This window comes from Flavobacterium sp. CF108 (assembly GCF_900129795.1).
Lineage (GTDB): Bacteria > Bacteroidota > Bacteroidia > Flavobacteriales > Flavobacteriaceae > Flavobacterium.
In genome coordinates this window covers 830,033-854,070 of sequence record NZ_FQWW01000001.1, presented here as the reverse complement: position 1 = coordinate 854,070, position 24,038 = coordinate 830,033, and the positions used below count along the sequence as shown (strand labels likewise).

The following is a 24,038-nucleotide window of genomic DNA, read 5'->3' as shown; positions in this document are numbered from 1 at the left end:
ATTATGGAAATGGAACAGTTTTATTACGACAACAAAATTGTAAAAAAATTCATTTACGCCACCATTCTTTTTGGAGTTGTGGGTATGTTAGTGGGGCTGACCCTTGCGGTTATGTACCTTTTTCCCAATATTACAGATGGGATTTCATGGCTTAGTTATGGTCGTTTAAGACCTTTACACACAAATGCCGTTATTTTCGCCTTTGTCGGGAATGCTTTTTTTGCAGGAATGTATTATTCAATGCAAAGATTACTAAAAGCCAGAATGTTTAGTGACTTTTTAAGTAATCTGCATTTTTGGGGCTGGCAGTTAATTATTGTCGCCGCAGCCATCACATTACCATTAGGATATACTTCTTCGAAGGAATATGCAGAACTCGAATGGCCTATTGATATTGCTATAGCGTTAATTTGGGTTGTAATGGGAATTAACATGATAGGAACCATGCTGCGCCGTAGAGAGCGTCATTTATATGTAGCAATTTGGTTTTATCTGGCAACATTTGTAACGGTTGCTGTATTACATATTTTCAATAATATCGAAATTCCTGTTTCAGGATTAAAAAGTTACTCTGTATACGCAGGTGTTCAGGATGCATTGGTACAATGGTGGTACGGACACAATGCGGTTGCATTTTTCTTAACAACACCATTTTTAGGATTGATGTATTACTTCGTTCCTAAAATTGCAAATCGTCCTATTTACTCTTATAGATTATCTATTATTCACTTTTGGTCTTTAATTTTTATCTATATCTGGGCGGGACCCCACCACTTATTATATTCAGCATTACCAAACTGGGCTCAAAATTTAGGTGTTGCATTTTCTGTAATGCTTATTGCTCCATCTTGGGGAGGAATGATCAACGGACTTTTAACATTAAGAGGTGCGTGGGATAAAGTTCGTGAAGAACCGGTTTTAAAATTCTTCGTAGTAGCGATTACAGGTTACGGAATGGCCACTTTTGAAGGGCCAATGTTATCGCTGAAAAATGTAAATGCTATTGCGCATTATACAGACTGGATCGTTGCTCACGTACACGTAGGTGCTTTAGCATGGAACGGATTTATGTCATTTGCTATTATTTACTGGTTGATTCCGCGAATGACAAAAACAGCATTATTTTCTAAGAAATTAGCAAATTTCCATTTCTGGATTGGTACTTTAGGTATCATAGTTTATACAATTCCATTATACGTTGCAGGTTTCCAACAAGCATCAATGTGGAAACAATTTAACCCAGACGGAACTTTAACTTACGGAAACTTCCTTGAAACAGTAACTGCAATTATGCCAATGTATTGGATGAGAGCAATAGGAGGTAGTTTGTACTTAATAGGAATGCTGACATTGGTTTACAACATTATCATGACAGTTCGTGTTGGTGAAACAATCGAAGATGAATTAGCACAAGCTCCGGCATTACAAAAAATAAACAGTAATAGATTAAGTGGAGAAAAATTCCATTCATGGTTAGAAAGAAAACCAATTCAGTTAACCATTTTGGCAACTATCGCTATTTTAATTGGAGGAGTTATTCAGATCGTACCAACGATTATGGTAAAATCAAATATTCCAACTATTTCAAGCGTAAAACCATATACACCGTTAGAACTTGAAGGACGTGATTTATATATCAGAGAAGGCTGCGTAGGGTGTCACTCACAATCAGTTCGTCCGTTTAGAAGTGAAGTAGAGCGTTACGGACCTCAGTCAAAAGCAGGAGAATTTGTTTACGATCATCCATTTTTATGGGGGTCAAAACGTACAGGTCCAGACTTGTTAAGAGTTGGTGGTAAGTACAATGATAACTGGCACTTTAACCACATGTGGAATCCGCAAAGTACATCTGCAGGATCAATTATGCCGGGTTATAAATGGTTATTTGATAATAAACCTTTAGACATTTCATTGACTCAAAAGAAAATGAACGTAATGATTTCTCTTGGAGTTCCTTACTCGGCAGAAGAAGTTGCAAATGCACAAAAAACATTAAGAGAACAGGCGGTTAAAATAGAGAAAAGCCTTGAAAATGATCCTGACTTTGTAAAAAGTTATGAAGACAGCCGTAAAAAAGCTGCTGCAAAAGGTGAAAAATTCATTCCTATGAATGAAAGGGAAATTGTTGCTTTGATTGCATATATTCAAAGACTTGGTACTGATATTAAAGTAAAAGAAACTTCTAAATAACAGCATTATGTTTGAACAAATAAAACACAATATGGAAACGATATCGGGTGTAGAAATTTACCCGATTCTTTCCCTCTTGATCTTCTTTTTCTTTTTCGTAGGATTAGGCATTTGGGTGTTCTCTTATAAAAAAGATAAAATTCAGGAAATGAGTAATATACCTTTAGAAGAAGGACAAGTTATAATCTCAAAAGATAGATAAAAATGAAAAAGTTTTTCCCAGTATATGTTAGAGTACCGTTGATTTTCTTCATCGTATTCGCTTTGATGGAATATTGTATAGATTCAGGCGATAGACCTGCTTTTATAAAATACCCAATGTTATCTGTCTTTTTACTTGCTTTCCTGTTTATTTTGATAGCGATCGAAGTTACGCTTAGTGCTGTAAATCGAGTAATGTATCAATTACTGTCACCAGAAGAAAAGGCAAAATTAGATTACGAAAATAGTTTGAGTCTTCAAGAAAGCACTTGGTTCAAAGAATTAATGCACAAGCTTACTAAGACAGAACCAATGTCTAAAGAAGCTGATTTATTGATGGATCATGATTATGACGGAATCAAAGAGCTTGACAATAATTTACCGCCATGGTGGGTTTATTTATTCTATATCTGTATCATTTTTGGAGTAATCTATGTAGTTCGTTACGATGTTTTAGGAGCTGATGACCAGGAAATGGAACTTAAAAAAGAAATGGCACAAGCTAAAATTGATGTCGAAGAATACTTAAAAACAGCTCCAGATTTAATGGATGAAAAAACGGTTGTTTTACTGACTGATGATGCAAGTTTAGCCGCAGGAAAAGAAATTTTTGCAATGAATTGTGCGGCTTGTCACAGAGCAGATGCAGGAGGACAAATTGGACCTAACTTAACAGATGACCATTGGATTTTAGGTGGAGGAATTAAAAATGTATTCCATACTATTACCAACGGTGGACGTGATGGAAAAGGGATGGTTTCGTGGAAAACAAATGGTATGAAACCAAAAGAAATTCAAAAAGTGGCGAGTTACATTTTATCTCTGCAAGGATCAAATCCAAAAGATCCAAAAGCGCCGGAAGGAGAAGTTTGGGTAGACGAAAGTGCGCCTAAAATAGATGCAGCAGCTACAAAAAAAGATACCACAGCAGTTAAAAAATAATTAGAATATCATGTCAAATTTACCAGACGAAGCGTTTAGAGATACCATTGGAACAATAGATGAAGGTGGTAAAAGGAAATTTATTTTTCCGAAGAAACCGTCTGGTAAATTTTATGATTACCGCAAAATTGTCAGTTACATTTTATTGGCAATTTTGATAATAAATCCGTTTATAAAAGTAAACGGAAACCAGTTTATGATGTTCAATATCATTGAACGTCGTTTTAATATTTTCGGCTTTCCTTTTTGGCCGCAGGATTTTTACCTCTTTGTAATTTCAATGCTTATTGGCGTTGTCTTTGTACTTTTATTTACCGTTGTTTTTGGCCGAATATTTTGCGGATGGATTTGTCCGCAGACCATTTTCCTCGAATTGGTTTTTCGCCGAATCGAATATTGGATTGACGGCGACCGTGGCTCACAATCACGTTTAGCAAGACAGGAATGGAATGCTGAAAAAATCAGAAAAAGATTGACTAAATGGACGATTTTCTTTTTGATTTCTTTTGGAATTGCAAACGTATTTCTGGCTTACTTAGTAGGAAGTGATTCTTTACTATTAATGGTTGAACAAGGCCCAATTCAGCAGGCAAGTAATTTTATTGCACTACTTATTTTTACCGGAGTTTTCTACTTTGTTTTTGTCTGGTTCCGCGAACAGGTTTGTATAATTGCCTGTCCGTACGGAAGATTACAGGGCGTTCTTTTAGACAATAAATCTATAAACGTTGCGTATGATTTTGTGAGAGGAGAAAAGGAAGAAGGAAGGGCAAAATTCAATAAAAAAGAAGACAGAGCTTTAACCGGAAAAGGAGATTGTATTGACTGTCTTCAATGTGTTCATGTATGCCCAATGGGAATTGACATTAGAAACGGAACTCAGTTAGAATGTACAAACTGCACTGCTTGTATTGACGAATGCGATCATATAATGGAAAGTGTAGGATTACCCAAAGGTCTTATTCGTTACGCATCAGAAGACGAGATTGTTAAAAAAGAGCCTTTTAGGTTTACTGCCAGAATGAAAGGTTACAGTGCTGTGCTTTTTATTTTGCTTGGTATTTTTGTTGGGATGTTATTTTTAAGAACAGATGTTCAGGCCGTTATTCTGCGTTTACCCGGTCAGCTTTATCAGCATAAAGGAGATAAAATCAGTAATGTATATACCTATAAAATCGTCAACAAAACCATGAAAGATTATAGCGATATTCATTTTGAATTAATCGATCAAAAAGGTGAAATTAATAATGTAGGGAAAGAGCATTTTAAAGTGGCAAAAGAAGCTATTTCACAAGGAACTTTATTCATAGAAATAGATGAAGTTTTACTGGAAAGTGATAAAACAAATGTAAAAATTGGTGTTTATAACGGTAAAGAATTGCTCGAAACCACGACTACAAATTTCTTAGGGCCACGAAGTTTTAATTAAAATATAGAGTATCATGAAAATTAATTGGGGAACCGGAATTGTCATTGCATTTGCTTTGTTTATGACATTTATATTATACTTTGTTTTTGAAGTACAATCAAATAGTAAATACGATAACGAGCTGGTTGTAGAAGAATATTACAAACACGACACGCATTTTCAGGAGGAAATGGCCAGAATTCAAAATGCACACGATTTACAGCACAAGCCTTCAGTAAAGTTTGAAGAAGATGGCGTAAAAGTTACTTTTCCTGCCACTTTTGAAAGTGATAAAATAAAAGGAAACATTTTGTTATACCGCCCTTCAAACAAGAAATTTGATTTTAATACTGAAATAGCTTTGACTAATTCTTCAATATTGATTCCACATAAAAAACTAATCAAAGGTCGTTGGGATGTTAATATGGAATGGCAGTATGAGGGTAAAAAATACTTAACAAAAGAAGTTATTTACGTCAATTGATTTAGTCTTTTTGCGCAAAAAAGTATAGTCCCTACGGGACAATAGTGTATTCGAGCATTTCTTTTTTACCGATATTTAATCTCTACGAGATATGCTTGAATGATATTCTGTCAAGAGTTTCATATTGGTAAAAATATAGATAATTAGTTTCAATAAGATTTACTCTATTTAAAGCAAATGATTAGCAAAATATTAATTATAACAATATGCTCCGTTAGGAGCAGCATATCGGTAGAAAAAATGATATCGAGAATATAAAATACCCCATAGGGGCTATATGTTAATATTGATTTAGCCTTTTTTGCGCAAAAAAGTATAGTTCCTACGGAACAATAGAGTACTCGAGCATTTCTTTTTTACCGATATTTTATCTCTACGAGATATGTTTGAATCGTATTTTGTTAGGAGTAACATATTGGAATTACGATAATTAATTTCAATAAGATCTGCTCGTAAGAAGTGAATGATTGGTAAATATAGAAATTATTAATTACAGAATAAAATATGCTCCGTTAGGAGCAACATATCGGTAGAAAAAAAACATAATGGTAATGTAAAATGTCCCGTAGGGACTAAAGGTATTTTACATATTTCTCTTTTATCGATATTAGATTTTTACGAGATATGTTCCGTTAGGAACAACTCATCGGTAGAAAAAAAATGTAATATCCCACAAAAAAGTGTCCCGTAGGGACACATGATAATCAAAATTCATCAAATAAAAAATAAATAAAAAAATGTTATTTTCAGCATTCATATTAGGTCTTATCAGCAGTCTGCATTGTGTTGGCATGTGCGGGCCAATTGCTATGATGCTTCCTGTTGATCATAAAAATGAAGCTAAAAAGGTAACGCAGATTATAACTTACCATTTAGGAAGATTAACCGCTTACTCAACAATTGGTCTAATTTTCGGATTAATGGGAAGAGGACTTTTCTTAGCAGGAATGCAGCAAAGAATGTCAATTTTTATTGGTATTGCCATGATTTTAATTGCTTTAATACCCGAAAAAATATTCGCTAAATACAATTTCTCGAAACCCGTTTACAAAGTAATTTCAAATCTAAAATCAAGCCTAGGAAGTCAGTTTAAAAAGAAAAGCTACAAATCTCTTTTTACAATTGGTTTATTAAACGGATTTCTGCCATGCGGAATGGTATACGTCGCTTTATTTGGAGCAATCGCCATGCAGAGCGCAGGTTTTGGAGTTTTGTATATGTTATTGTACGGATTAGGAACAATTCCTTTAATGACCGTTGTAGTGTACGTCAACTCATTCTTAAAATTGCCATTTCGAAATAAAATTCAAAAAGCAATTCCTTATGTTGCTGTTATAATTGGAGTATTATTTATTTTAAGAGGCTTAGGTTTAGGAATTCCCTATTTATCTCCTTCAAATATGAGTTTGTTTGTTCAGGGAACTCCTAATTGCCATTAAACCGTCATCGAAAACAAATTCGTTTCTGGTGATTTTCTTTTTAAATGTAAATCAAAAGCCATACAAATATTGCGAACAAATGGTCTTCCGGCTTCAGTAATTTTGATTCTGTTTTCTTCAATTACAATTAATTGATCGTTTTCTATTTCTTTTAAAGCCGTTAAAACTTGTGGCAATTCTTTAAAATATAATGAATCATTATTCCAGGAAGTTTCAAGATCGCAGGTTAAATTCAAAATGTGTTTTCTGATGATAAGATCTTCTTTATTCAAAATATGACCTTTTACAACTGGAAGCTGATCCCATTCTAATAGTTGATAATAGTCTTCCAAATTTTTAGTATTTTGGGCAAAACCATACCAGCTGTCGCTAATCGAAGAAACTCCTAAACCAATCATTAGTTGTGTTTTTGAAGCACTGTAGCCCATAAAATTTCTATGCATTTTTTTGTTGTGTGCCGCATGAAATAAGCTGTCTGAAGATAAAGCGAAATGATCCATGCCAATTTCATGATATCCATTTACAGAAAGTAGCTGTTTACCTATTTCATAAAGCTGTCTCTTTTCAGCATCTTTTGGAAGATTTTCATCGTTGAATCCGCGTTGTCCATTTCCTTTAATCCACGGCACATGCGCATAGCTGTAAAATGCTAATCGGTCTGGTTTTAAGGAATTTGTTTTCTCAACCGTATCAACAACATCATTTAAAGTTTGAAAAGGCAATCCAAATATAATATCATGCCCGATAGATTTATAACCAATTTCTTTTGCCCAAAAAGTAACCTTGGCAACATTATGAAAAGGCTGAATTCGATTAATGGCTTTCTGTACTTTTTCGGAATAATCCTGAACACCAAAACTCACTCGGCGAAAGCCTAAATCATATAACTTTTTAAGCTGTTCGTAAGTCGTATTATTAGGATGCCCTTCAAAACTAAATTCATGATTTTCAGCTTTATTAGCAAAACTAAAAATGCCATTAATAAGATGTTCTAAGTTATTGGTTGAAAAAAAAGTAGGCGTTCCTCCGCCTAAATGTATTTCTTTAATAAGAGGCTTTTCAGGCAGTAATCTGCAGTACAAACTCCATTCTTTTAAAAGCGCCTGAATGTATTTTTCTTCGACAGAATGATTTTTTGTAATTCGTTTGTTGCATCCGCAAAAGGTGCACATACTTTCGCAAAAAGGAAGATGAATATAGAGACTAATTCCGTTTTTTGAATTGCTTTCGGCAAATGCTTTTTGAAAAGATGTTTTCCATTCTTCGACTGTGAAAGCGGTTTCATTCCAGTAAGGAACCGTAGGATAACTCGTGTATCTTGGGCCAGGCACATTGTATTTCTGGGTCAATGAAATTTTCATAAAGACGGATTTAGTTTACATCAAAATTACTATTTGAGCGACAGACATAAAATGACAAATATCATGTATGAGACAAAAAAAAGAGACTCAAAATGAGCCTCTTTCTACTGAATTAAATAACTAACACTAAATAGAATCCTGAATGATTTTAAGCCATTTTTTTGCAAACATATGATCTTGATTTGCGCTTATTTGTTTGATGCGGTCATCATCAAAATCATAGAATGGGACTGTAATTATTTTAGAAGTTTCTCTATCCAGAAATTCATAATCAATTTTTACAATTGTATTTGAGTTTCCTTCTGTAGTTAAAACTAATTTGCAAGACGAAACAGTTCTCAAATCGACATAAGTTGATTCTTGTTGGTTTGGATTGAAATTCATCAAAATAAACTTTCTGTTTTTTTGATCGATCGTTAGCGTTTTATTGCTTTGAGATTCAGTCAAATCAAATTGTTCCGGATTGTTTGGATTGAATTTCTTCTTGATGTCTAAAATTTTTGTTTTGTTTGCGGCGCTCGATCGTGCTGAAAAATATATCGGAATGGCTACTATGACCGCAATCACAATACCAATTATGGTTACACTTGTTTCCATTTTTGTTTTATTAAATTTGATAAATAATGTGAAATAGTAAACAGTTTCGGGATAGAAACGGTTTAATTGCTGGTGAAGAATTGTTTCTCCAGATTAAAATTTCAAAATTTAATTACCAGAAAAAATGGAAGGCGTAGAGCATTAATGAGATTTTTTTGCTCTGTGCAGGAAATGGGTTTGTAAAGTTAAAGGCTGATTTTATTACTTTATGCTGCGGAATAACAATAAGTAAGGAATCAAACCATTTAATGGATGCGAGATGATCTGTTTTGATATTTGCCGCAAAGTGATAACTTCCCTGAGGCTGAATAAATGCTGATGAATCTGCAGTTTCTTTAGAGAAATTGGTATCCGTTTTTTGACTTTCCGTTTTTTGCACAGGAAGTTCGTTTGCCTGAGCGGCAAAAAGTCCTATGATCAAAAGTGATACAAAAAGTATGGTTTTACGAATCCAATTCATGGTGGCGAATTTAGTTCATAAAACACAATAAATGAAATTTTAAGTGCTAATTACTTCTTAAAAATAGCTTTATTATTTTATCCTCAACTTTTAAAAGTTGAGGATAAAATATTTTTATTGCTGCATTTTAAAATAATAGTCGGCAGAGTGTTTTCCTCCTCCGTAGAATAAGAAGAAGATGCATAGTAAAAGAACTACTATTGCTAAAGCTAAGCTTTCAGAGTGCATGTGTCCCATAAAGTTTACGAGAACAGCTCCAAATAGTATTGGTAATTGAGCTGCAATTGCCCAGCGGGTAAGTAGCCCAAAAACAATCATTATGCCTCCAATCATGTGTGCCGGTGCGATATAATGCAGAAGAAACATTCCGCCTCCGAACCGATCAATTGGAGAAATTAAATCATGTAAATACTGAACGTTTGTTACAAAAGAAACCCCTTTCATAAATAAAAAAACACCCAATATTATACGTACTAAATCTACTGGTAAATAAGTATGGGCATTTGCCCACTTATTTAAGCTTTTGACATTTTCCATGATACTACGTGATTAAAAATTATATATAAAGTTAATAATTTTTTAATGATATATTTAATTTAAGTATCTGAAAATAAGTTTTTTACTATTTATTTAACACGTCATCTGTAATTCTGAAATATTACACCTGAATTACACCCAGATTAAAAGGTTTTTGAATAGGAGCATGGTTGGCAGCTTCGATTCCCATTGAAATCCATTTGCGGGTATCAAGCGGATCAATGATAGCATCTGTCCATAATCTCGAGGCCGCATAATAAGGCGAAGTCTGTTCGTCGTAACGTGCTTTTATTTTGTTGAATAATTCTGTTTCTTTGGCTTCATCGACAACTTCTCCTTTTGCTTTAAGCGAAGAAGCTTCGATTTGTGCCAAAACTTTAGCAGCCTGTGTTCCGCCCATAACAGCAAGTTCTGCACTTGGCCAGGCAAATATTAATCTTGGGTCATACGCTTTTCCGCACATAGCGTAATTTCCTGCTCCATAAGAATTCCCTACAATTACTGTAAATTTTGGTACAACCGAATTACTTACAGCATTTACCATTTTGGCGCCGTCTTTAATAATTCCGCCATGTTCTGATTTTGAACCAACCATAAATCCGGTAACGTCTTGTAAAAATACTAATGGAATTTTCTTTTGATTACAGTTAGCAATAAAACGGGTTGCTTTATCAGCGCTGTCAGAATAAATTACACCACCAAACTGCATTTCGCCTTTTTTGGTTTTCACTACTTTACGCTGATTGGCTACAATACCAACTGCCCAGCCGTCAATTCGTGCATAACCTGTAATTAACGATTGACCGTAACCGTCTTTATAAGCTTCAAATTCTGAATTATCGACCAAACGATTGATGATTTCCATCATGTCGTATTGTTCGTTTCTGGCTTTTGGCAAAATTCCGTAAATATCTTTTGGTTCTAAAGCAGGTTTTTCAGCCTTAATTCTACTGTAACCGGCTTTATCAAAATCGCCAATTTTATCAACGATATTTTTGATTTTATCTAAAGCATCTTTATCATCTTTAGCTTTATAATCTGTAACTCCGGAAATTTCGCAATGTGTTGTTGCGCCGCCTAAAGTTTCATTATCAATAGTTTCGCCAATGGCAGCTTTAACCAAATAACTTCCAGCAAGGAAAATACTGCCTGTTTTGTCTACAATTAAAGCTTCATCGCTCATAATTGGCAGATAAGCACCTCCGGCAACGCAGCTTCCCATAACGGCAGCGATTTGCGTTATTCCCATACTGCTCATTTGAGCATTGTTTCTAAAGATGCGTCCGAAATGTTCTTTGTCGGGAAAAATTTCATCCTGCATTGGCAGATAAACTCCGGCGCTGTCTACTAAATAAATAATAGGAAGTCTGTTCTCCATTGCAATTTCCTGCGCTCGTAGGTTTTTTTTACCAGTAATAGGGAACCAGGCACCAGCTTTTACGGTTGCATCATTGGCAACAACAATACATTGTTTCCCTCTTATATATCCTATTTTAATAACAACTCCGCCAGAAGGGCATCCGCCGTGTTCAGCGTACATTCCTTCTCCGGCAAAACCGCCAATTTCAATATTTTCTGAATTTTCATCTAATAAATAAGCGATACGCTCACGAGCCGTCATCTTTCCTTCGGCATGTAGTTTTTTAATTCGTTTTTCGCCTCCGCCTAGTTTTACTTTGGCAAATTTTTGTTTTAAGTCTGAAAGTAATAGTTTATTGTGATCTTCGTTTTTATTGAAGTTTAAATCCATGATATAATATTGATTTTACAAAATAGTGTTGGCTAATTTACAAAATCCATTGAAATAAACCGATTGCTTTGTGAATTAAGAAAAAGTTTATGTTGTACAGTTTTTTATTTAAACACATAGAAACATAGGATTTATAGTTTAAAGAAGGAAGTAAAAAGAAACTCGTTTCTAACACATAGCCTAATAACTATGTTTGTTTTAAACAAGTGAAGCGCCTTTTTGAGCGTACTTAATCTATGTTTCTATGTGTTAAAACTAATTACACCAATTATTTTTCTTTAATTTGCTTTTTCATACTAACTAGTATTTTTTATGTCTAAAGCTGCTAATACCCGACTTACGATTCTTCATAAAGCATTTGAATTGATCTATACAAAAGGATATCAAACTACCAGTATTGATGAAATTATTGCGACAACTCAAGTCACAAAAGGTGCTTTTTATTACCATTTTAAAACAAAAGATGAAATGGGAATTGCAATTATTGAAGAGATTTTAAAACCTGCAATGCAGGAATATTTTATAAAACCTGCAGAATCTTCGCAAAATCCAATTGAAGATTTTTATAATATGATTTCGTATTTATTGCTCGAAGACCCTTTTTTGCAGGTAAAATATGGATGTCCGGTTGGAAATCTTACGCAGGAAATGACGCCGTGGAATAATAGATTTAGTGAAGCTTTGGCTGAATTGGTAGATTTATGGAAAAAGACAATCATAAATTCTATTGAAAAAGGAAAAGAATCGGGTTTGATTCGTAAAGATGTGGTGGGCGAACAAGTCGCTTTTTTTATCTTATCGGGTTATTGGGGAATACGAAATTTCGGAAAACTTCAAAATGATAATTCTTCTTATCTTGTTTATTTAAAGGAACTTAAAAGTTATTTAAACGGCTTGAAATAAAATTATTTTTCAAAAACATACTACTTAGTATGTTTTTAAATATATTTGCATTGTCTTAATCAAAAAACAATGTATCAATCTCTTTTAGTATGCCATTCATTTATAAGATGGCTCGTATTGGTAAGCTTGTTATATTCTATTTATACAACTTACAAAGGTTATTCTCAAAAACTTCCTTTTACCAGGAAAGATAACCTTATCCGGCATTGGACGGCTACAATTGCCCATATCCAGCTTATTTTTGGAATATTGGTTTACGTGCAAAGTCCGATTGTGAAATATTTCTGGAAAAACTTTAAAGAAGCGGTTCAAAATTTAGATGCTTCTTTCTTCGGAATTATTCATATTGCTTTGATGTTAATCGCAATAGTTTTCATTACAATTGGTTCGGCTTTAGCCAAAAGAAAACTTGCTGACGATCAAAAATTCAGAACGATGCTTTTATGGTTTTCTGTTGCCTTACTAATTATTTTTATTGCCATTCCGTGGCCATTTTCACCTCTTGCAAACCGACCTTATTTTAGATAATTATGAAAAATTTATTGCTTACAAATACCGGAAGATTACGAATTATTGGATTTCTGGAAGGGACTTCACTTTTAATTTTGCTTTTTATAGCAATGCCGATGAAATATATTTTTGAAATGCCATTTTTAACAAGACCAGTAGGAACAGTTCATGGTGCTTTATTTTTACTTTTTATTTTTAATACGTTAAGCGTTGGAGTAGAGCAGAACTGGAAATTTGCAACTACAACTTGGAAAGTGCTTTTGGCCTGCGTGATTCCGTTTGGTACTTTTTACATTGATTCTAAAATTTTAAGTAAAATTCAAAACCATTAGTTATGATTTTTGTATTCAAAACAAATATTGATAATATTTCGAAAGTGAAGAAGGTTGCACCAAAACTGAATCAGTTATTTCCTAACTCAAAGTGGAATTTTGATCTTGAGGATTGCGATAATATTCTAAGATTTGAATGTAAAGATGATATTATCGAAAAGGTAGTTTTTTTAATGAAAGTGATTGGCTTTGAATGTGAACCTTTATAAAAACAAAAAACATCCGTTGCAGCGGATGTTTTTTTATATAAAACAAAGTATAATTATTTTTTAGGAGCGCAAACCATTCGTTTTAGCATTGCCCATTGTTTTAAAGCATCACGAGCTTCAACAGCCGGATAACCTAACATTGTTTTTCCTGCAGGAACGTCTCCGGTAACACCAGATCCGGCACCAATTACAGCTCCGTCACCAATAGTAGTATGATCTTTTATCGAAGCACTTCCGCCAATAATAACACCATTACCTAAAGTTACAGAACCTGCTAAACCACTGTTTCCAGCCATAATACAGAATCGGCCTAATTTACTGTTATGTCCAATTTGAACTAAATTATCAATTTTACAGCCGTCTCCAAGAATTGTTGAACTAAATTTTCCGCGGTCAACGCAAGAGTTAGCTCCAATTTCAACACCGTTCCCGATGATTACATTTCCAATTTGCGGTATTTTCACTAAGCCTTTTTCAGAACAAGGGCGAAATCCAAAACCGTCAGCACCAATTGTAGCATTTGGATGAATAATACAATCGCTTCCAATATGACAGCGCTCACGAACAACTGTTCCAGACCAAATAATGGTATTTTTTCCAATGGTACATTCATCCAGAATAGTAACATTTGGGTAAATTACTGCATTGGCGCCAATTTCTACTTTTGGTCCAATATAACAGCCGGCACCAATTTTAGCACCTTCGCCAATAATTGCTGTTTCGTCTATAGTAGCGGTTCTGTGGATATTGTTATGAAAAATTGGAGTAGGAGGAGCAAAAAGTGCCAAAATCTGCGACATAGCTAAATCAGCATTTTTTACTTTAATAAAAGCACGATTTTCTCCAGGTTCAATCGAAATGTCTTCGTTTACGACAGCAATAGAGGCATTTGATGTCGACCAGTACTTTTCATATTTCTTATTTCCTATAAAAGAAATTTCTGAAGTTGTAGCTTTTTCTAATTGCTCTGTTGCGGTAACGCTCTGTGAAGTAGTGCCGTAAATTACACCATTAATTACTTCATTAATTTCTTGAATTGAATAGGATCTCATTGACAAATTTTGTTCGACTTAGGGTTAATTTTCGTCAAATAAAATAAAATAGATTTTAATTACCTAATAAAATTTTTATGTTTCTTAATAATTATTTAAAATAGAAGTCTAAATATTACAAAATTAACATTTTAACTATTAATTCTTTGCAGGTTTTTTAATGTCTAGGTTTGTCGGTACTGAAATTTTGGGTGAATAATCTTAGTTTTTTTTAATAAAAAATAAAATATTTAATTGGTAAGTAGCAGCTTACATTTCTTTTGTTAATTGTTTCTCTTTGTGGGTATTAAAAAAAAAGCGATTCACTTTAAAAGGAATCGCTTTTTGAATTTATTCTTTGATTTTTGACAGTGAAACTGCGTTAATGCAGTATCGTAAACCGCTTGGTTCTGGTCCGTCTGGGAAAACGTGGCCTAAATGTGCATCGCACACATTGCAGACAACCTCAACACGAATCATTCCGTATGATTTATCGGCGTGATAACCAATTGCATTTTCTTTAATTGGTTGTGTAAAAGATGGCCAGCCTGTTCCTGATTCAAATTTTTCGCTTGCATCAAAAAGAACCGTTCCGCAGCATTTGCACTCATAGATTCCAGGATCAAATAAACTGCATAATTCAGAGCTAAAAGATCTTTCAGTTCCTTTTAAACGTGTTACCTGATATTCTTCCGGAGTTAAAAGCTGTTTCCATTCTTCTTCCGTTTTCTCTACTCTTTTTTCCGGAGCCGGATTTCCTTTATTTGTAAAATGAATTACATCTGCCCATTTTATCATAACTTTTTTAGTTTTAAAGTTTAAAGTTTCAGGTTTCAAGTTTACTGTAACTGCAAACGGCACTGAATACTATAAAATCTGAACACTGAATACTGAGACTTATTCTTCCTCCTTCTGTCCCATCATCATTAAAAATGCTTTTAGGAAAGGATCGATATTACCATTCATTACACCGTCGACATCGCTGGTTTCATAACCTGTACGCACGTCTTTTACTAATTTATAAGGCTGCATTACGTAATTACGAATCTGCGAACCCCATTCGATTTTCATTTTTCCGGCTTCAATATCAGCACGCTGCGCTTGTTGTTTCTTTAACTCAATTTCGTATAATTGAGAACGAAGCATCTGCATAGCACGCTGTCTGTTATCTTGTTGTGATCTTGTCTCAGAACACTGAATCTGGATTCCGGTTGGTTTGTGAACTAACTGAACTTTCGTTTCAACCTTATTTACGTTCTGTCCTCCGGCACCACTTGAACGTGAAGTTGTAATTTCGATATCGGCAGGATTAATGTCAATTTCGATACTATCATCAACAAGCGGATAAACATATACAGATACAAACGAAGTATGACGTTTGGCATTACTGTCAAAAGGAGAGATTCTAACTAAACGGTGAACACCATTTTCTCCTTTTAAATATCCAAAAGAATAATCGCCTTCAAATTCTAAAGTTACCGTTTTTATTCCGGCAACATCACCTTCCTGAAAGTTAAGTTCTTTTATTTTGTAGCCATAACTTTCACCCCACATCATGTACATACGCATCAGCATTCCTGCCCAGTCGCAGCTTTCAGTTCCGCCGGCACCGGCAGTGATTTGAACAACAGCACTTAAACTATCGCCCTCGTCAGAAAGCATGTTTTTGAATTCGATATTTTCTATATGACTTTGCGTAGTATCATATTGTTCGTCTAATTCATCTGCAGAAAGTTCCCCTTCTTTATAAAAATCATAAGCCAGCTGCAATTCATCTGTAAGCGTTACAGCTTTGTCATAATCCTCAATCCATTTTTTCTTGTTTCGAAGATTTTTTACGATGTTTTCTGCTTCTTTGGCATTATTCCAAAAATCAGGCGCAAAAGTTTTTTCTTCTTCGTTTGCAATTTCGATTAGCTTGGCATCAACGTCAAAGATACCTCCTCAACGCACCAAGGCGCTCCACAATACCTTTTACTTGTTCGGCTGTTGTCATAAATTAATAAGTAGTTTTATTTGTTTTTTGCAGATATTACGTTGGTTTGTTTCGAAAAACCAATGCGTAATTTCGTCATACAAAAATAAGATTTAGTTTTTAGAATACAGCATTAAATTATGATACAAAATAAGATAAACTCTAAAAGGCCTTTTTAAGGACATAGAATTGTTTTTGAAAACCAGAAATCAAATTTTGAATTATTAATGCTAGTTTTATATGTTTTTTATAAATATTACGTTAATTTGGTTCTAAGTAATTCACAAGTTAAAATTTATTAAAACTTGGGATTAATAACAAACAGTAATACGTAATTTTGCTGTCCAAAATAGATATAGTTTTTATATGGAAATAAATTTAATTAGCGATACCATTACCAAGCCTTCTTATGAGATGCTGCAGTATATGTTTAACGCTCAGGTTGGCGACGACGTATACAAACAAGATCCTACGGTTATCGAATTAGAGAATAGAATAGCCGAATTTTTTGGTATGGAAGCTGGACTTTTTTTTCCGTCGGGAACTATGGCGAATCAAACCGCAATTAAACTGCATACACAACCCGGAGAACAATTAATTGCCGATAAATATGCCCACGTTTTTCATTATGAAGGCGGCGGAGTTTCTTTTAACAGCGGCGTTTCGTGCTGCTTGCTTGATGGAGACCGCGGAATGATAAATGCTGCACAAGTGGCAGCCGCAATTAATGATCCTGAATTTTATCATAGTCCATTAACGAGTTTAGTTTGTGTTGAAAATACAACCAATAAAGGCGGCGGAGCTTGTTACGAATTAGAAGATTTAAGAGAAATAAAAAAAGTGTGCGATGCCAATAATTTGAAATTCCATTTAGACGGAGCCAGAATTTGGAATGCATTGGTTGCCAAAAGACAGAACCCAAAGGAATTTGGAGCTATTTTCGACACTATTTCCGTTTGCTTGTCAAAAGGTTTAGGCGCGCCAATTGGTTCGGTTTTATTGGGAAGCAAAGCAGATATTCACCGAGCACTAAGAATTAGAAAAATATTAGGCGGCGGAATGCGTCAGGTGGGTTATTTAGCCGCAGCAGGATTATATGCATTGGCGAATAATATTGAACGTCTTGCAGAAGATCATCGCAGAGCAAAAGAAATAGGTGCAATTTTAAGCACAAAATCCTGGATCGCATCTGTAGAGCCAGTAGAAACAAATATTTTGATTTTTTCATTAGCCGAAGGTTACAGCGACCAGCTTTTGATTGAAAAATTAAAACAGAAAAATATTTTAATAAGTTCTCTAGGACACAACAAACTAAGAATCGTTACGCATTTAGATTACAAAGAAGTAATGCATACTTATGTTTTGGAGATGTTTTCGAAAATTTAGGAAAGAGGTTCAGAGTTGCAAAGGTTCAGAGGGACAAAGGTTTAAAAAAAAGATGCACAATTGTGCGTCTTTTTTTTAGTTACAACAAAGAAAAACCTTTGAACCTTTGCAACTCTGAACCTTTGTACCTTTACTTAAACAAATTATCCATCCCCGGAATCATCGGCATATCCATTTTCGCAACGGCGTCAAGTTCACTTTCGTTTACGCTTGTAGCTCTTTCGATGGCTTTATTTAGTGTTACAATTAAATAATCTTCCAGTTGTTCTTTATCTTCTAAAAGAGAATCATCAACAGAGATTGATTTTATTTTTCTATTTGCAGTAATTGTAATTTTTAATAATCCGTCAGCGCTTTGTTCGTCAATTAAAACAGTATCAAGGCGTTTCTTTGTATCTTCAATTTTTTGCTGGGTTTCTTTAAGTTTTCCCATCATTCCCATTAAATCCATTTTTTATTGATTTTTAAATTATTTCATACAAAATTAGTATATTGCTGTATTAAATCAATAGAATATTTTATGAAAAAATTAATTTTGTTCTGTTGCGTTTGTACTACTTTTGCTCCTTCGTATTTAAAAATAAATGCTCAGCCAATGCAAGAAAATATAGAGGCTCCAAAGGCCAAGGAAATTCCAAAAACACTAAAAAAACATAAAGAAACCCGAATCGATAATTATTTCTGGTTAAACGATAGAGAAAATCCCGAAGTTATTGATTATCTAAATAAAGAAAACGAATACTATCAAAAAGTGACTGCTCATACTAAAGATTTACAGGAATCTTTGTATGAAGAAATGAAAGGAAGAATTAAAGAAGATGATTCATCAGTTCCTTATTTCTACAACGGATATTATTATATTACACGTTTTGAAACAGGGAAAGATTATCCAATTTTTTCAAGAAAAAAAGGAAGCCTTTCGGCAGAAGAAGAAATTCTGTTCAACTGTAACGAATTGGCAGTAGGTCACGCTTATTTTAAATTAGGAGGTTTAAGTATAAGTCCTGATAATAAATTTGCCAGTTTTGGAACTGATATTGTGGGAAGAAGAATTTATACTATCCAGTTCAAAAATCTTGAAACAGGAGAAATTCTATCAGATAAAATTGAAAATGCAACAGGAGGATCTGTCTGGGCAAATGATAATAAAACCATTTTTTATACCAAGCAGGATGAGGTAACTTTAAGAGCTGATAAAATTTTCAGACATAAATTAAACACAGATTCTAAAAATGATGTTTTAGTTTATGATGAAATTGATGATACTTTTAATGTTTCGATTAGCAAAGAAAAATCAAGGAAATATATTGTAATTGGTTCATCGAGTACTTTAACTACAGAATATAGAATCCTGAAATCAGATAATCCGGATGGAGAATTTGAAGTATTTCAGCCTCGTGTTCGTGGTTTAGAATACAGCATTTCTCATTATGAGGATTCATTTTATATTTTAACTAATAAAGACAAGGCAACCAATTTCAAGCTAATGAAAACGCCTGAAAATAAAACAGGCAAAAAAAACTGGGTTGATGTAATTGCGCATAGAGAAGATGTTTTGTTAGAAGATATCGAGATCTTTAAAAACTTTTTAGTTGTAGAAGAACGTTCGAATGGTTTAAATCATATCCGAATTATGCCATGGAACGACGAACCAGATTATTATCTGCCATTTGGAAGCGAAACCTACAATGCTTTTACTACAACAAATATTGATTTTGATACCGATATTCTGCGTTATAGCTATCAATCACTTGCTACGCCGTCATCTGTAATTGATTTTAATATGAAAACTAAAACTAAAGAAATTCTAAAAGAACAACAGGTTTTAGGCGGGAAATTTGACAAAGAAAATTATGTCGAAGAGCGAGTTTGGGCAATAGCAAGAGATGGTGTAAAAGTGCCAATTTCGATGATTTATAAAAAAGGGCTGAATAAAAATGGTAAAAACCCGTTATTGCTGTATGCGTACGGTTCATACGGAATTACGATGGATACTTATTTTTCTTCAACAAGACTTTCATTATTAGATCGCGGTTTTGTTTATGCAATTGCACACATTAGAGGAGGAGAAGATTTAGGAAGACAATGGTATGAAGACGGAAAACTGTTAAAAAAGAAAAATACCTTTACAGATTTCATCGATTGCTCTAAATTTGTAATAGACGAGAAATATACGTCGCCAGAACATCTTTATGCAGAAGGTGGATCTGCAGGAGGACTTTTAATGGGTGTAGTCGTAAATGAAGCACCAGAGTTATACAACGGAGTTATAGCGCAGGTACCATTTGTAGATGTTATTACAACAATGCTGGACGACAGCATTCCGCTTACAACCGGAGAATATGACGAATGGGGAAACCCAAACAATAAAAAGTATTACGATTATATGTTGTCGTATTCACCTTATGACAATGTAAAAGCACAAAAATATCCTAATATGTATGTATCGACAGGATTGCATGATTCTCAGGTACAGTATTGGGAGCCAGCAAAATGGGTGGCTAAATTAAGAGATTTAAAAACAAATAATAATCAATTGTTTTTAGATACTAATATGGATGCAGGACATGGCGGGGCTTCAGGACGTTTTGAGGCTTTAAAAGACTTAGCAAAAGAATTTAGTTTTTTATTAGATTTAGAAAAAATTAAAAGCTAATTAGAAATTTTTTGTTAAATTTGCAACCTATCAAGGTGCGTGAAAAATACCTTCGATTAACTATTTTTTTATGAAAGAAGAAATAAACGCTTATAATAATGTTTTAGAATTAATAGGTAATACCCCGCTTATTAGACTAAATAAAATCACCGAAGAGTTAGAAGGAAATTTCTACGCAAAGGTAGAAGCTTTTAATCCAGGTCATTCCTCAAAAGATAGAATAGCGTTATATATTATTGAAGAAGCCGAAAGAAAAGGAATATTATCACCAGGCGATACCATCATTGAAACTACATCAGGTAATACAGGTTTTAGTTTAGCCATGGTAAGTATTATAAAAGGTTACAATTGTATTTTGGCCGTAAGTTCAAAATCCTCCAAAGATAAAATTGACATGCTGAGAAGCTTAGGCGCAAAAGTTTATGTTTGTCCGGCTCACGTTTCTGCAGATGATGAAAGATCATACTACAATGTAGCAAAACGATTACACGAAGAAACAAAGGGTTCAGTTTATATCAATCAATATTTCAATCAGTTAAATATTGATGCCCACTACAATACTACAGGTCCCGAAATCTGGGAACAAACAAAAGGGCAGATCACACATCTTATTGCTTGCAGCGGAACCGGAGGAACAATTTCCGGAACAGCAAAATTCTTAAAAGAGCAAAATCCGAATATTAGAATCTTAGGAGTAGATGCTTTTGGATCAGTATTGAAAAAATACCACGAAACAAGGGAATTCGATAATAAAGAAATTTATCCATACCGTATTGAAGGTTTAGGTAAAAACTTAATTCCATCGGCAACAGATTTTGATATCATCGATAAGTTCATGAAAGTTACTGATGAAGAAAGTGCTCACTCAGCAAGAGAGATCACTCGTAAAGAAGGTTTATTTGTTGGATACACATCTGGAGCAGTAATGCAGGCAATTAAACAGTATGCAGAAGAAGGTGAATTTACAAAAGAAAGTAATATTATCGCAATCTTCCCTGATCACGGTTCACGTTATATGAGTAAAGTATTCAGCGATGACTGGATGAACGAGCAAGGATTCTTCGACAGCGTTAATGAAGAAGAAACCCAAAAAATTGAATTTGTAAAATAGGTCACTATTTTTCTAAAAAATATTAAACTCCATTCGTCCTGCGAATGGAGTTTTTTTATGCTGATGTTTAAATGATTAAGAGATTCAGTAAAAGAGTTACTATTATTTTGAAAGTTTAAATTTTTTTATAAATGTTAATTATTTTGTTTTATTTAAATATACCGTATTTATACGTAAGATATTTTAATTGAAATTGAGGTTAATTTATAATTTTAAGAATTACTTTAATAGTATAATTAAAACTAATTTTGTCGACAAAATCATCAATTTTGGTTATTTTAACGATTATTTAGGTAGGTTAACGAAAAAATTTTCGACGAAAAGCATAATAGTATAGTTTAGCTGTGTATAAATGACACACTTTATTTATTACCCTAAATTCTGCTATTATGAAAAAATTTCTACTCTCAGTAATGTTTGTAAGTTATTTGAATGCAACTGCTCAAAATCCAATTCAGGAGTTTAATTTCAATGGGACTTTAAATAATGAATCTAATACAATTTCTTTTATGGGGTCAAATGATTTTGTACCCGATAGATCAGGAATTGCCGGAAATGCTCAAAGACTAAATAATAAAGCGCTGGAAGCTGTGGTAGATGATCTGCCGCAAGGCAATAAAGCCAGAACGGTTAGTATTTGGGTTAAATTTAATGACATAGCATCAGCAAATTATATCTGGGGTTATGGTTCAGCCTATAATGCGCAATATTTTGGTTTACTGCAGCAGTCGACAGTTTCTTCTAATTCAGATTTAAGTTTAGCGGGCTGGGGTGCGACAAATGATGTTATTGTTTCAACTTCATTAGCAAAAGGAGTTTGGTACCAATATACCGTAACATTTGACGGTACAGTTTCTAAAATGTACCGCAACGGAGAGTTGTTAAAATACATAAACGGCTTAAAACGCTCTACAAAAGGAACTATTTTTAGATTAGGCGAGATAAATACATCGGTTGGTATAAACGCTGATGTAGACGATTTAAAGATCTATGATATCGCTTTGACAGATGAACAGGTTGCAGAGTCTTATAATAGTTCTAAACCTCTAATAGTAGCCGCAGAAGTTACAGCAGCCCCTAAAGCAAAAGGTACAGTTGTAAAATCTAAAACAGCAAAAACTCCATCAAGTAATATAATTGTGAATAAAGATGTAAATGTGGGAGGTAAAAATATTGAAGTGTATTCGCAAGGACAAAAAGTAGTTGGGGACAATTCAATGACTATCAACGATCTTCCTGAAGGAACATATTTACTAAAGATTTCAAATGCTTCGGCAAAAAAAATAACATCAAAATAAAGGCCATCCATTAATTTTTTAATAGTTAGTTAATTTTTAAATATTGTTTAGTAGCAATTAGTTTTTTTGGAATTAGGAGAAAGCCTTTTGAAATCAGAAGGCTTTTTTTTAGCCTGTTAGGCCCGTATTTTTTATATTTTGTGAGAATTCTGTATTTGTATGTAGGATTTGTTTGTTTATGCTGAATTAAAATTATAGTTTTAACAAAATTTGTAAATAAAATATTTAAAAATTTGTAATTGTAAAATTTAAATGATCAAATTTGCTGTTAAATAAGTTATTATAAAAAGATATCATCCAGTAAAAAATCTATATCCCTATGAAAAAAATATTACTCACTTTAATGTTTGTAAGTTTTTTAAATTCTAATGCGCAAAATCCCGTTCAGGAATTTAATTTCAACGGAAATTTAAGTAGTGCAGATAATACAATTTCCTTTTTAGGTACTCCTGTTTTTGTAAACGACAGAATGGGTGCCGCTAAAGGAGCTTTGCGGCTTTCTAATAAAGCTTTTCAGGCTGTAGTAGGTGATCTTCCGCAAGGTAATAAACCTAGAACAATATCTGTTTGGGTTAAATTTAATGCAGTAAATGCCGCTAATCATGTTTTAGGTTATGGTACCGCAGCAAATGGCCAATATTTCGGATTAACACAGCAAGCGGCAGCTGGAGGTAATTCTGAAACAATTCTTTCAGGATGGGGACCAGGCAATGATGTTCAGGCTTCTGCACCGCTATTAAAAGATATCTGGTACATGTACAGCATTACTTACGACGGTAATATTTCAAAAATTTATCGTAATGGTGAATTGCTAAAATCTGCTGATGGAATCGCGCGTTTAACTAAAGGTTATATTTTAAATATCGGAAAACTAAATACGGCAACAAACATCAATGCCGATATTGACGACATTAAATTGTATGCCGTTGCTATGACAGACGAACAAGTTATGGAATCCTATAACAGTTCAAAACCAGCCAAAACAGTAGCAGCTCCGCCAGTGCCAGTTTCAAGTACAGAAAAGAAAGCGGTTTCTGCACCTATAAAATTACCAGTTGCAGCTCCTTCTGTCGAAACTTCTAAAAGTGGTAAAAGTGTTGAGGTTTTCTCTCAGGGACAAAAAATAATAGGGGCAAATGCTTCTAATATTGGTGATTTGCCAGAAGGAACGTATTTGATCAAAGTAACAAACACACCAAAAAAATAGTTTTATATTTTCTCATAAAAAAGAAAGCCTTCAAAATTGAACATGCCCCAA

24 protein-coding genes are annotated in these 24,038 nt (G+C 33.8%); 15 read left to right on the top strand and 9 right to left on the bottom strand.

All coding sequences use genetic code 11. From position 1 onward, the window contains the following. Positions 1–3: 3 nt before the first annotated feature. The 6 genes from ccoN (at position 4) to BUE10_RS03735 (ending at position 6,664) form a co-directional block, all read left to right on the top strand. Positions 4–2,190: a cytochrome-c oxidase, cbb3-type subunit I gene (ccoN, locus tag BUE10_RS03760; protein ID WP_073482447.1), complete on the top strand. Its 2,187-nt coding sequence runs from the start codon at positions 4–6 to the stop codon at positions 2,188–2,190. A 7-nt stretch (positions 2,191–2,197) separates the two neighbouring features. Beyond that, entirely contained in the window at positions 2,198–2,392 is a 195-nt protein-coding gene (locus tag BUE10_RS03755; protein ID WP_053473606.1) for a CcoQ/FixQ family Cbb3-type cytochrome c oxidase assembly chaperone, read from the top strand. Positions 2,393–2,394: 2 nt separating this feature from the next. Next, positions 2,395–3,333, top strand: coding sequence for a cbb3-type cytochrome c oxidase N-terminal domain-containing protein (locus BUE10_RS03750; protein ID WP_073482446.1), 939 nt, complete (start codon positions 2,395–2,397; stop codon positions 3,331–3,333). Positions 3,334–3,343: 10 nt separating this feature from the next. Further along, positions 3,344–4,762, top strand: coding sequence for a cytochrome c oxidase accessory protein CcoG (gene ccoG / locus BUE10_RS03745; protein WP_073482445.1), 1,419 nt, complete (start codon positions 3,344–3,346; stop codon positions 4,760–4,762). 13 nt (positions 4,763–4,775) lie between these two features. Further along, complete coding sequence (locus BUE10_RS03740; RefSeq protein ID WP_073482444.1) at positions 4,776–5,225, top strand: FixH family protein; 450 nt, start codon at positions 4,776–4,778, stop codon at positions 5,223–5,225. Positions 5,226–5,962: 737 nt separating this feature from the next. Then, on the top strand, positions 5,963–6,664 hold the full coding sequence (locus tag BUE10_RS03735) for a sulfite exporter TauE/SafE family protein (RefSeq protein WP_073482443.1): 702 nt from the start codon (positions 5,963–5,965) through the stop codon (positions 6,662–6,664). Here BUE10_RS03735 and hemN read toward each other — a convergent pair. The 5 genes from hemN to BUE10_RS03710 form a co-directional block, all read right to left on the bottom strand. Beyond that, on the bottom strand, positions 6,661–8,025 hold the full coding sequence (hemN, locus tag BUE10_RS03730; protein WP_073482442.1) for an oxygen-independent coproporphyrinogen III oxidase: 1,365 nt from the start codon (positions 8,023–8,025) through the stop codon (positions 6,661–6,663). The two genes, BUE10_RS03735 and hemN, sit on opposite strands and share 4 nt — an antisense overlap. A 126-nt stretch (positions 8,026–8,151) precedes the next feature. Next, on the bottom strand, positions 8,152–8,622 hold the full coding sequence (locus BUE10_RS03725) for a hypothetical protein (protein WP_073482440.1): 471 nt from the start codon (positions 8,620–8,622) through the stop codon (positions 8,152–8,154). A 112-nt stretch (positions 8,623–8,734) separates the two neighbouring features. Beyond that, positions 8,735–9,082: a hypothetical protein gene (locus tag BUE10_RS03720; protein ID WP_073482439.1), complete on the bottom strand. Its 348-nt coding sequence runs from the start codon at positions 9,080–9,082 to the stop codon at positions 8,735–8,737. Positions 9,083–9,196: 114 nt separating this feature from the next. Continuing rightward, on the bottom strand, positions 9,197–9,619 hold the full coding sequence (locus BUE10_RS03715) for a DoxX family protein (protein ID WP_073482437.1): 423 nt from the start codon (positions 9,617–9,619) through the stop codon (positions 9,197–9,199). Positions 9,620–9,740: 121 nt separating this feature from the next. Then, positions 9,741–11,369, bottom strand: coding sequence for an acyl-CoA carboxylase subunit beta (locus BUE10_RS03710; protein ID WP_073482435.1), 1,629 nt, complete (start codon positions 11,367–11,369; stop codon positions 9,741–9,743). A 312-nt stretch (positions 11,370–11,681) separates the two neighbouring features. On the opposite strand from BUE10_RS03710, the gene BUE10_RS03705 reads away from it, so the two are divergent. From BUE10_RS03705 to BUE10_RS03690, 4 genes are all read left to right on the top strand, one after another. Beyond that, positions 11,682–12,272, top strand: a complete 591-nt coding sequence (locus BUE10_RS03705) for a TetR/AcrR family transcriptional regulator (RefSeq protein ID WP_073482433.1) — start codon at positions 11,682–11,684, stop codon at positions 12,270–12,272. A gap of 69 nt (positions 12,273–12,341) precedes the next feature. After that, positions 12,342–12,800, top strand: coding sequence for a hypothetical protein (locus tag BUE10_RS03700; protein WP_073482432.1), 459 nt, complete (start codon positions 12,342–12,344; stop codon positions 12,798–12,800). Positions 12,801–12,802: 2 nt separating this feature from the next. Continuing rightward, positions 12,803–13,114 carry a DUF3817 domain-containing protein gene (locus tag BUE10_RS03695; protein WP_073482430.1) on the top strand — a complete coding sequence of 104 codons (312 nt, stop codon included), beginning with the start codon at positions 12,803–12,805 and terminating at the stop codon, positions 13,112–13,114. A gap of 2 nt (positions 13,115–13,116) precedes the next feature. Further along, positions 13,117–13,323 carry a hypothetical protein gene (locus tag BUE10_RS03690; RefSeq protein WP_073482428.1) on the top strand — a complete coding sequence of 69 codons (207 nt, stop codon included), beginning with the start codon at positions 13,117–13,119 and terminating at the stop codon, positions 13,321–13,323. Between the two features lie 53 nt (positions 13,324–13,376). Here the strand turns inward: BUE10_RS03690 and lpxD are convergent, their stop codons facing one another. The 3 genes from lpxD to prfB all read right to left on the bottom strand — a co-directional run bounded on the left by lpxD (position 13,377) and on the right by prfB (position 16,350). Further along, positions 13,377–14,375: a UDP-3-O-(3-hydroxymyristoyl)glucosamine N-acyltransferase gene (gene lpxD / locus BUE10_RS03685; protein WP_073482426.1), complete on the bottom strand. Its 999-nt coding sequence runs from the start codon at positions 14,373–14,375 to the stop codon at positions 13,377–13,379. Between the two features lie 330 nt (positions 14,376–14,705). After that, positions 14,706–15,152: a peptide-methionine (R)-S-oxide reductase MsrB gene (msrB, locus tag BUE10_RS03680; RefSeq protein WP_073483034.1), complete on the bottom strand. Its 447-nt coding sequence runs from the start codon at positions 15,150–15,152 to the stop codon at positions 14,706–14,708. Between the two features lie 99 nt (positions 15,153–15,251). Further along, positions 15,252–16,350, bottom strand: a protein-coding gene (gene prfB / locus BUE10_RS03675) for a peptide chain release factor 2 (protein WP_143055988.1) whose coding sequence is annotated in 2 segments (ribosomal slippage) — positions 15,252–16,286 and positions 16,288–16,350 — 1,098 coding nt in all. Because the reading frame shifts where the segments join, the coding sequence is not laid out codon by codon here. A 345-nt stretch (positions 16,351–16,695) separates the two neighbouring features. On the opposite strand from prfB, the gene BUE10_RS03670 reads away from it, so the two are divergent. Next, positions 16,696–17,715 carry a threonine aldolase family protein gene (locus tag BUE10_RS03670; protein ID WP_073482425.1) on the top strand — a complete coding sequence of 340 codons (1,020 nt, stop codon included), beginning with the start codon at positions 16,696–16,698 and terminating at the stop codon, positions 17,713–17,715. 130 nt (positions 17,716–17,845) lie between these two features. On the opposite strand, the gene BUE10_RS03665 is transcribed toward BUE10_RS03670, so the two are convergent. After that, positions 17,846–18,166, bottom strand: coding sequence for a YbaB/EbfC family nucleoid-associated protein (locus BUE10_RS03665; protein WP_053473588.1), 321 nt, complete (start codon positions 18,164–18,166; stop codon positions 17,846–17,848). Between the two features lie 69 nt (positions 18,167–18,235). Here BUE10_RS03665 and BUE10_RS03660 point away from each other — a divergent pair, with 69 nt between their 5' ends. The 4 genes from BUE10_RS03660 (at position 18,236) to BUE10_RS03645 (ending at position 23,987) form a co-directional block, all read left to right on the top strand. After that, on the top strand, positions 18,236–20,371 hold the full coding sequence (locus BUE10_RS03660) for a S9 family peptidase (RefSeq protein ID WP_073482423.1): 2,136 nt from the start codon (positions 18,236–18,238) through the stop codon (positions 20,369–20,371). A gap of 70 nt (positions 20,372–20,441) precedes the next feature. Further along, the gene (locus BUE10_RS03655; RefSeq protein WP_073482421.1) at positions 20,442–21,482 is read left to right on the top strand and encodes a PLP-dependent cysteine synthase family protein; all 1,041 of its coding nucleotides are present in this window, start codon (positions 20,442–20,444) and stop codon (positions 21,480–21,482) included. Positions 21,483–21,871: 389 nt separating this feature from the next. Continuing rightward, a complete protein-coding gene (locus BUE10_RS03650; RefSeq protein WP_073482419.1) occupies positions 21,872–22,780 on the top strand; it encodes a LamG domain-containing protein in 909 nt (302 codons plus the stop codon). A 319-nt stretch (positions 22,781–23,099) separates the two neighbouring features. Beyond that, positions 23,100–23,987: a LamG domain-containing protein gene (locus BUE10_RS03645; RefSeq protein WP_073482417.1), complete on the top strand. Its 888-nt coding sequence runs from the start codon at positions 23,100–23,102 to the stop codon at positions 23,985–23,987. Positions 23,988–24,038: the final 51 nt, after the last annotated feature.

What these genes read in the sequence shown, in the direction of transcription:
- BUE10_RS03695 (WP_073482430.1), top strand. Translation starts at nt 12,803, where the DNA reads ATGAAAAATTTATTGCTTACAAATACCGGAAGATTACGAATTATTGGA.
- hemN (WP_073482442.1), bottom strand. Translation starts at nt 8,025, where the DNA reads ATGAAAATTTCATTGACCCAGAAATACAATGTGCCTGGCCCAAGATAC.
- BUE10_RS03645 (WP_073482417.1), top strand. Translation starts at nt 23,100, where the DNA reads ATGAAAAAAATATTACTCACTTTAATGTTTGTAAGTTTTTTAAATTCT.
- lpxD (WP_073482426.1), bottom strand. Translation starts at nt 14,375, where the DNA reads ATGAGATCCTATTCAATTCAAGAAATTAATGAAGTAATTAATGGTGTA.
- msrB (WP_073483034.1), bottom strand. Translation starts at nt 15,152, where the DNA reads ATGATAAAATGGGCAGATGTAATTCATTTTACAAATAAAGGAAATCCG.
- BUE10_RS03655 (WP_073482421.1), top strand. Translation starts at nt 20,442, where the DNA reads ATGAAAGAAGAAATAAACGCTTATAATAATGTTTTAGAATTAATAGGT.
- BUE10_RS03720 (WP_073482439.1), bottom strand. Translation starts at nt 9,082, where the DNA reads ATGAATTGGATTCGTAAAACCATACTTTTTGTATCACTTTTGATCATA.
- BUE10_RS03700 (WP_073482432.1), top strand. Translation starts at nt 12,342, where the DNA reads ATGTATCAATCTCTTTTAGTATGCCATTCATTTATAAGATGGCTCGTA.
- BUE10_RS03750 (WP_073482446.1), top strand. Translation starts at nt 2,395, where the DNA reads ATGAAAAAGTTTTTCCCAGTATATGTTAGAGTACCGTTGATTTTCTTC.
- BUE10_RS03690 (WP_073482428.1), top strand. Translation starts at nt 13,117, where the DNA reads ATGATTTTTGTATTCAAAACAAATATTGATAATATTTCGAAAGTGAAG.
- BUE10_RS03650 (WP_073482419.1), top strand. Translation starts at nt 21,872, where the DNA reads ATGAAAAAATTTCTACTCTCAGTAATGTTTGTAAGTTATTTGAATGCA.
- ccoG (WP_073482445.1), top strand. Translation starts at nt 3,344, where the DNA reads ATGTCAAATTTACCAGACGAAGCGTTTAGAGATACCATTGGAACAATA.
- BUE10_RS03710 (WP_073482435.1), bottom strand. Translation starts at nt 11,369, where the DNA reads ATGGATTTAAACTTCAATAAAAACGAAGATCACAATAAACTATTACTT.
- ccoN (WP_073482447.1), top strand. Translation starts at nt 4, where the DNA reads ATGGAAATGGAACAGTTTTATTACGACAACAAAATTGTAAAAAAATTC.
- BUE10_RS03755 (WP_053473606.1), top strand. Translation starts at nt 2,198, where the DNA reads ATGTTTGAACAAATAAAACACAATATGGAAACGATATCGGGTGTAGAA.
- BUE10_RS03740 (WP_073482444.1), top strand. Translation starts at nt 4,776, where the DNA reads ATGAAAATTAATTGGGGAACCGGAATTGTCATTGCATTTGCTTTGTTT.
- BUE10_RS03735 (WP_073482443.1), top strand. Translation starts at nt 5,963, where the DNA reads ATGTTATTTTCAGCATTCATATTAGGTCTTATCAGCAGTCTGCATTGT.
- BUE10_RS03670 (WP_073482425.1), top strand. Translation starts at nt 16,696, where the DNA reads ATGGAAATAAATTTAATTAGCGATACCATTACCAAGCCTTCTTATGAG.
- BUE10_RS03705 (WP_073482433.1), top strand. Translation starts at nt 11,682, where the DNA reads ATGTCTAAAGCTGCTAATACCCGACTTACGATTCTTCATAAAGCATTT.
- BUE10_RS03660 (WP_073482423.1), top strand. Translation starts at nt 18,236, where the DNA reads ATGAAAAAATTAATTTTGTTCTGTTGCGTTTGTACTACTTTTGCTCCT.
- BUE10_RS03715 (WP_073482437.1), bottom strand. Translation starts at nt 9,619, where the DNA reads ATGGAAAATGTCAAAAGCTTAAATAAGTGGGCAAATGCCCATACTTAT.
- BUE10_RS03725 (WP_073482440.1), bottom strand. Translation starts at nt 8,622, where the DNA reads ATGGAAACAAGTGTAACCATAATTGGTATTGTGATTGCGGTCATAGTA.
- BUE10_RS03665 (WP_053473588.1), bottom strand. Translation starts at nt 18,166, where the DNA reads ATGGATTTAATGGGAATGATGGGAAAACTTAAAGAAACCCAGCAAAAA.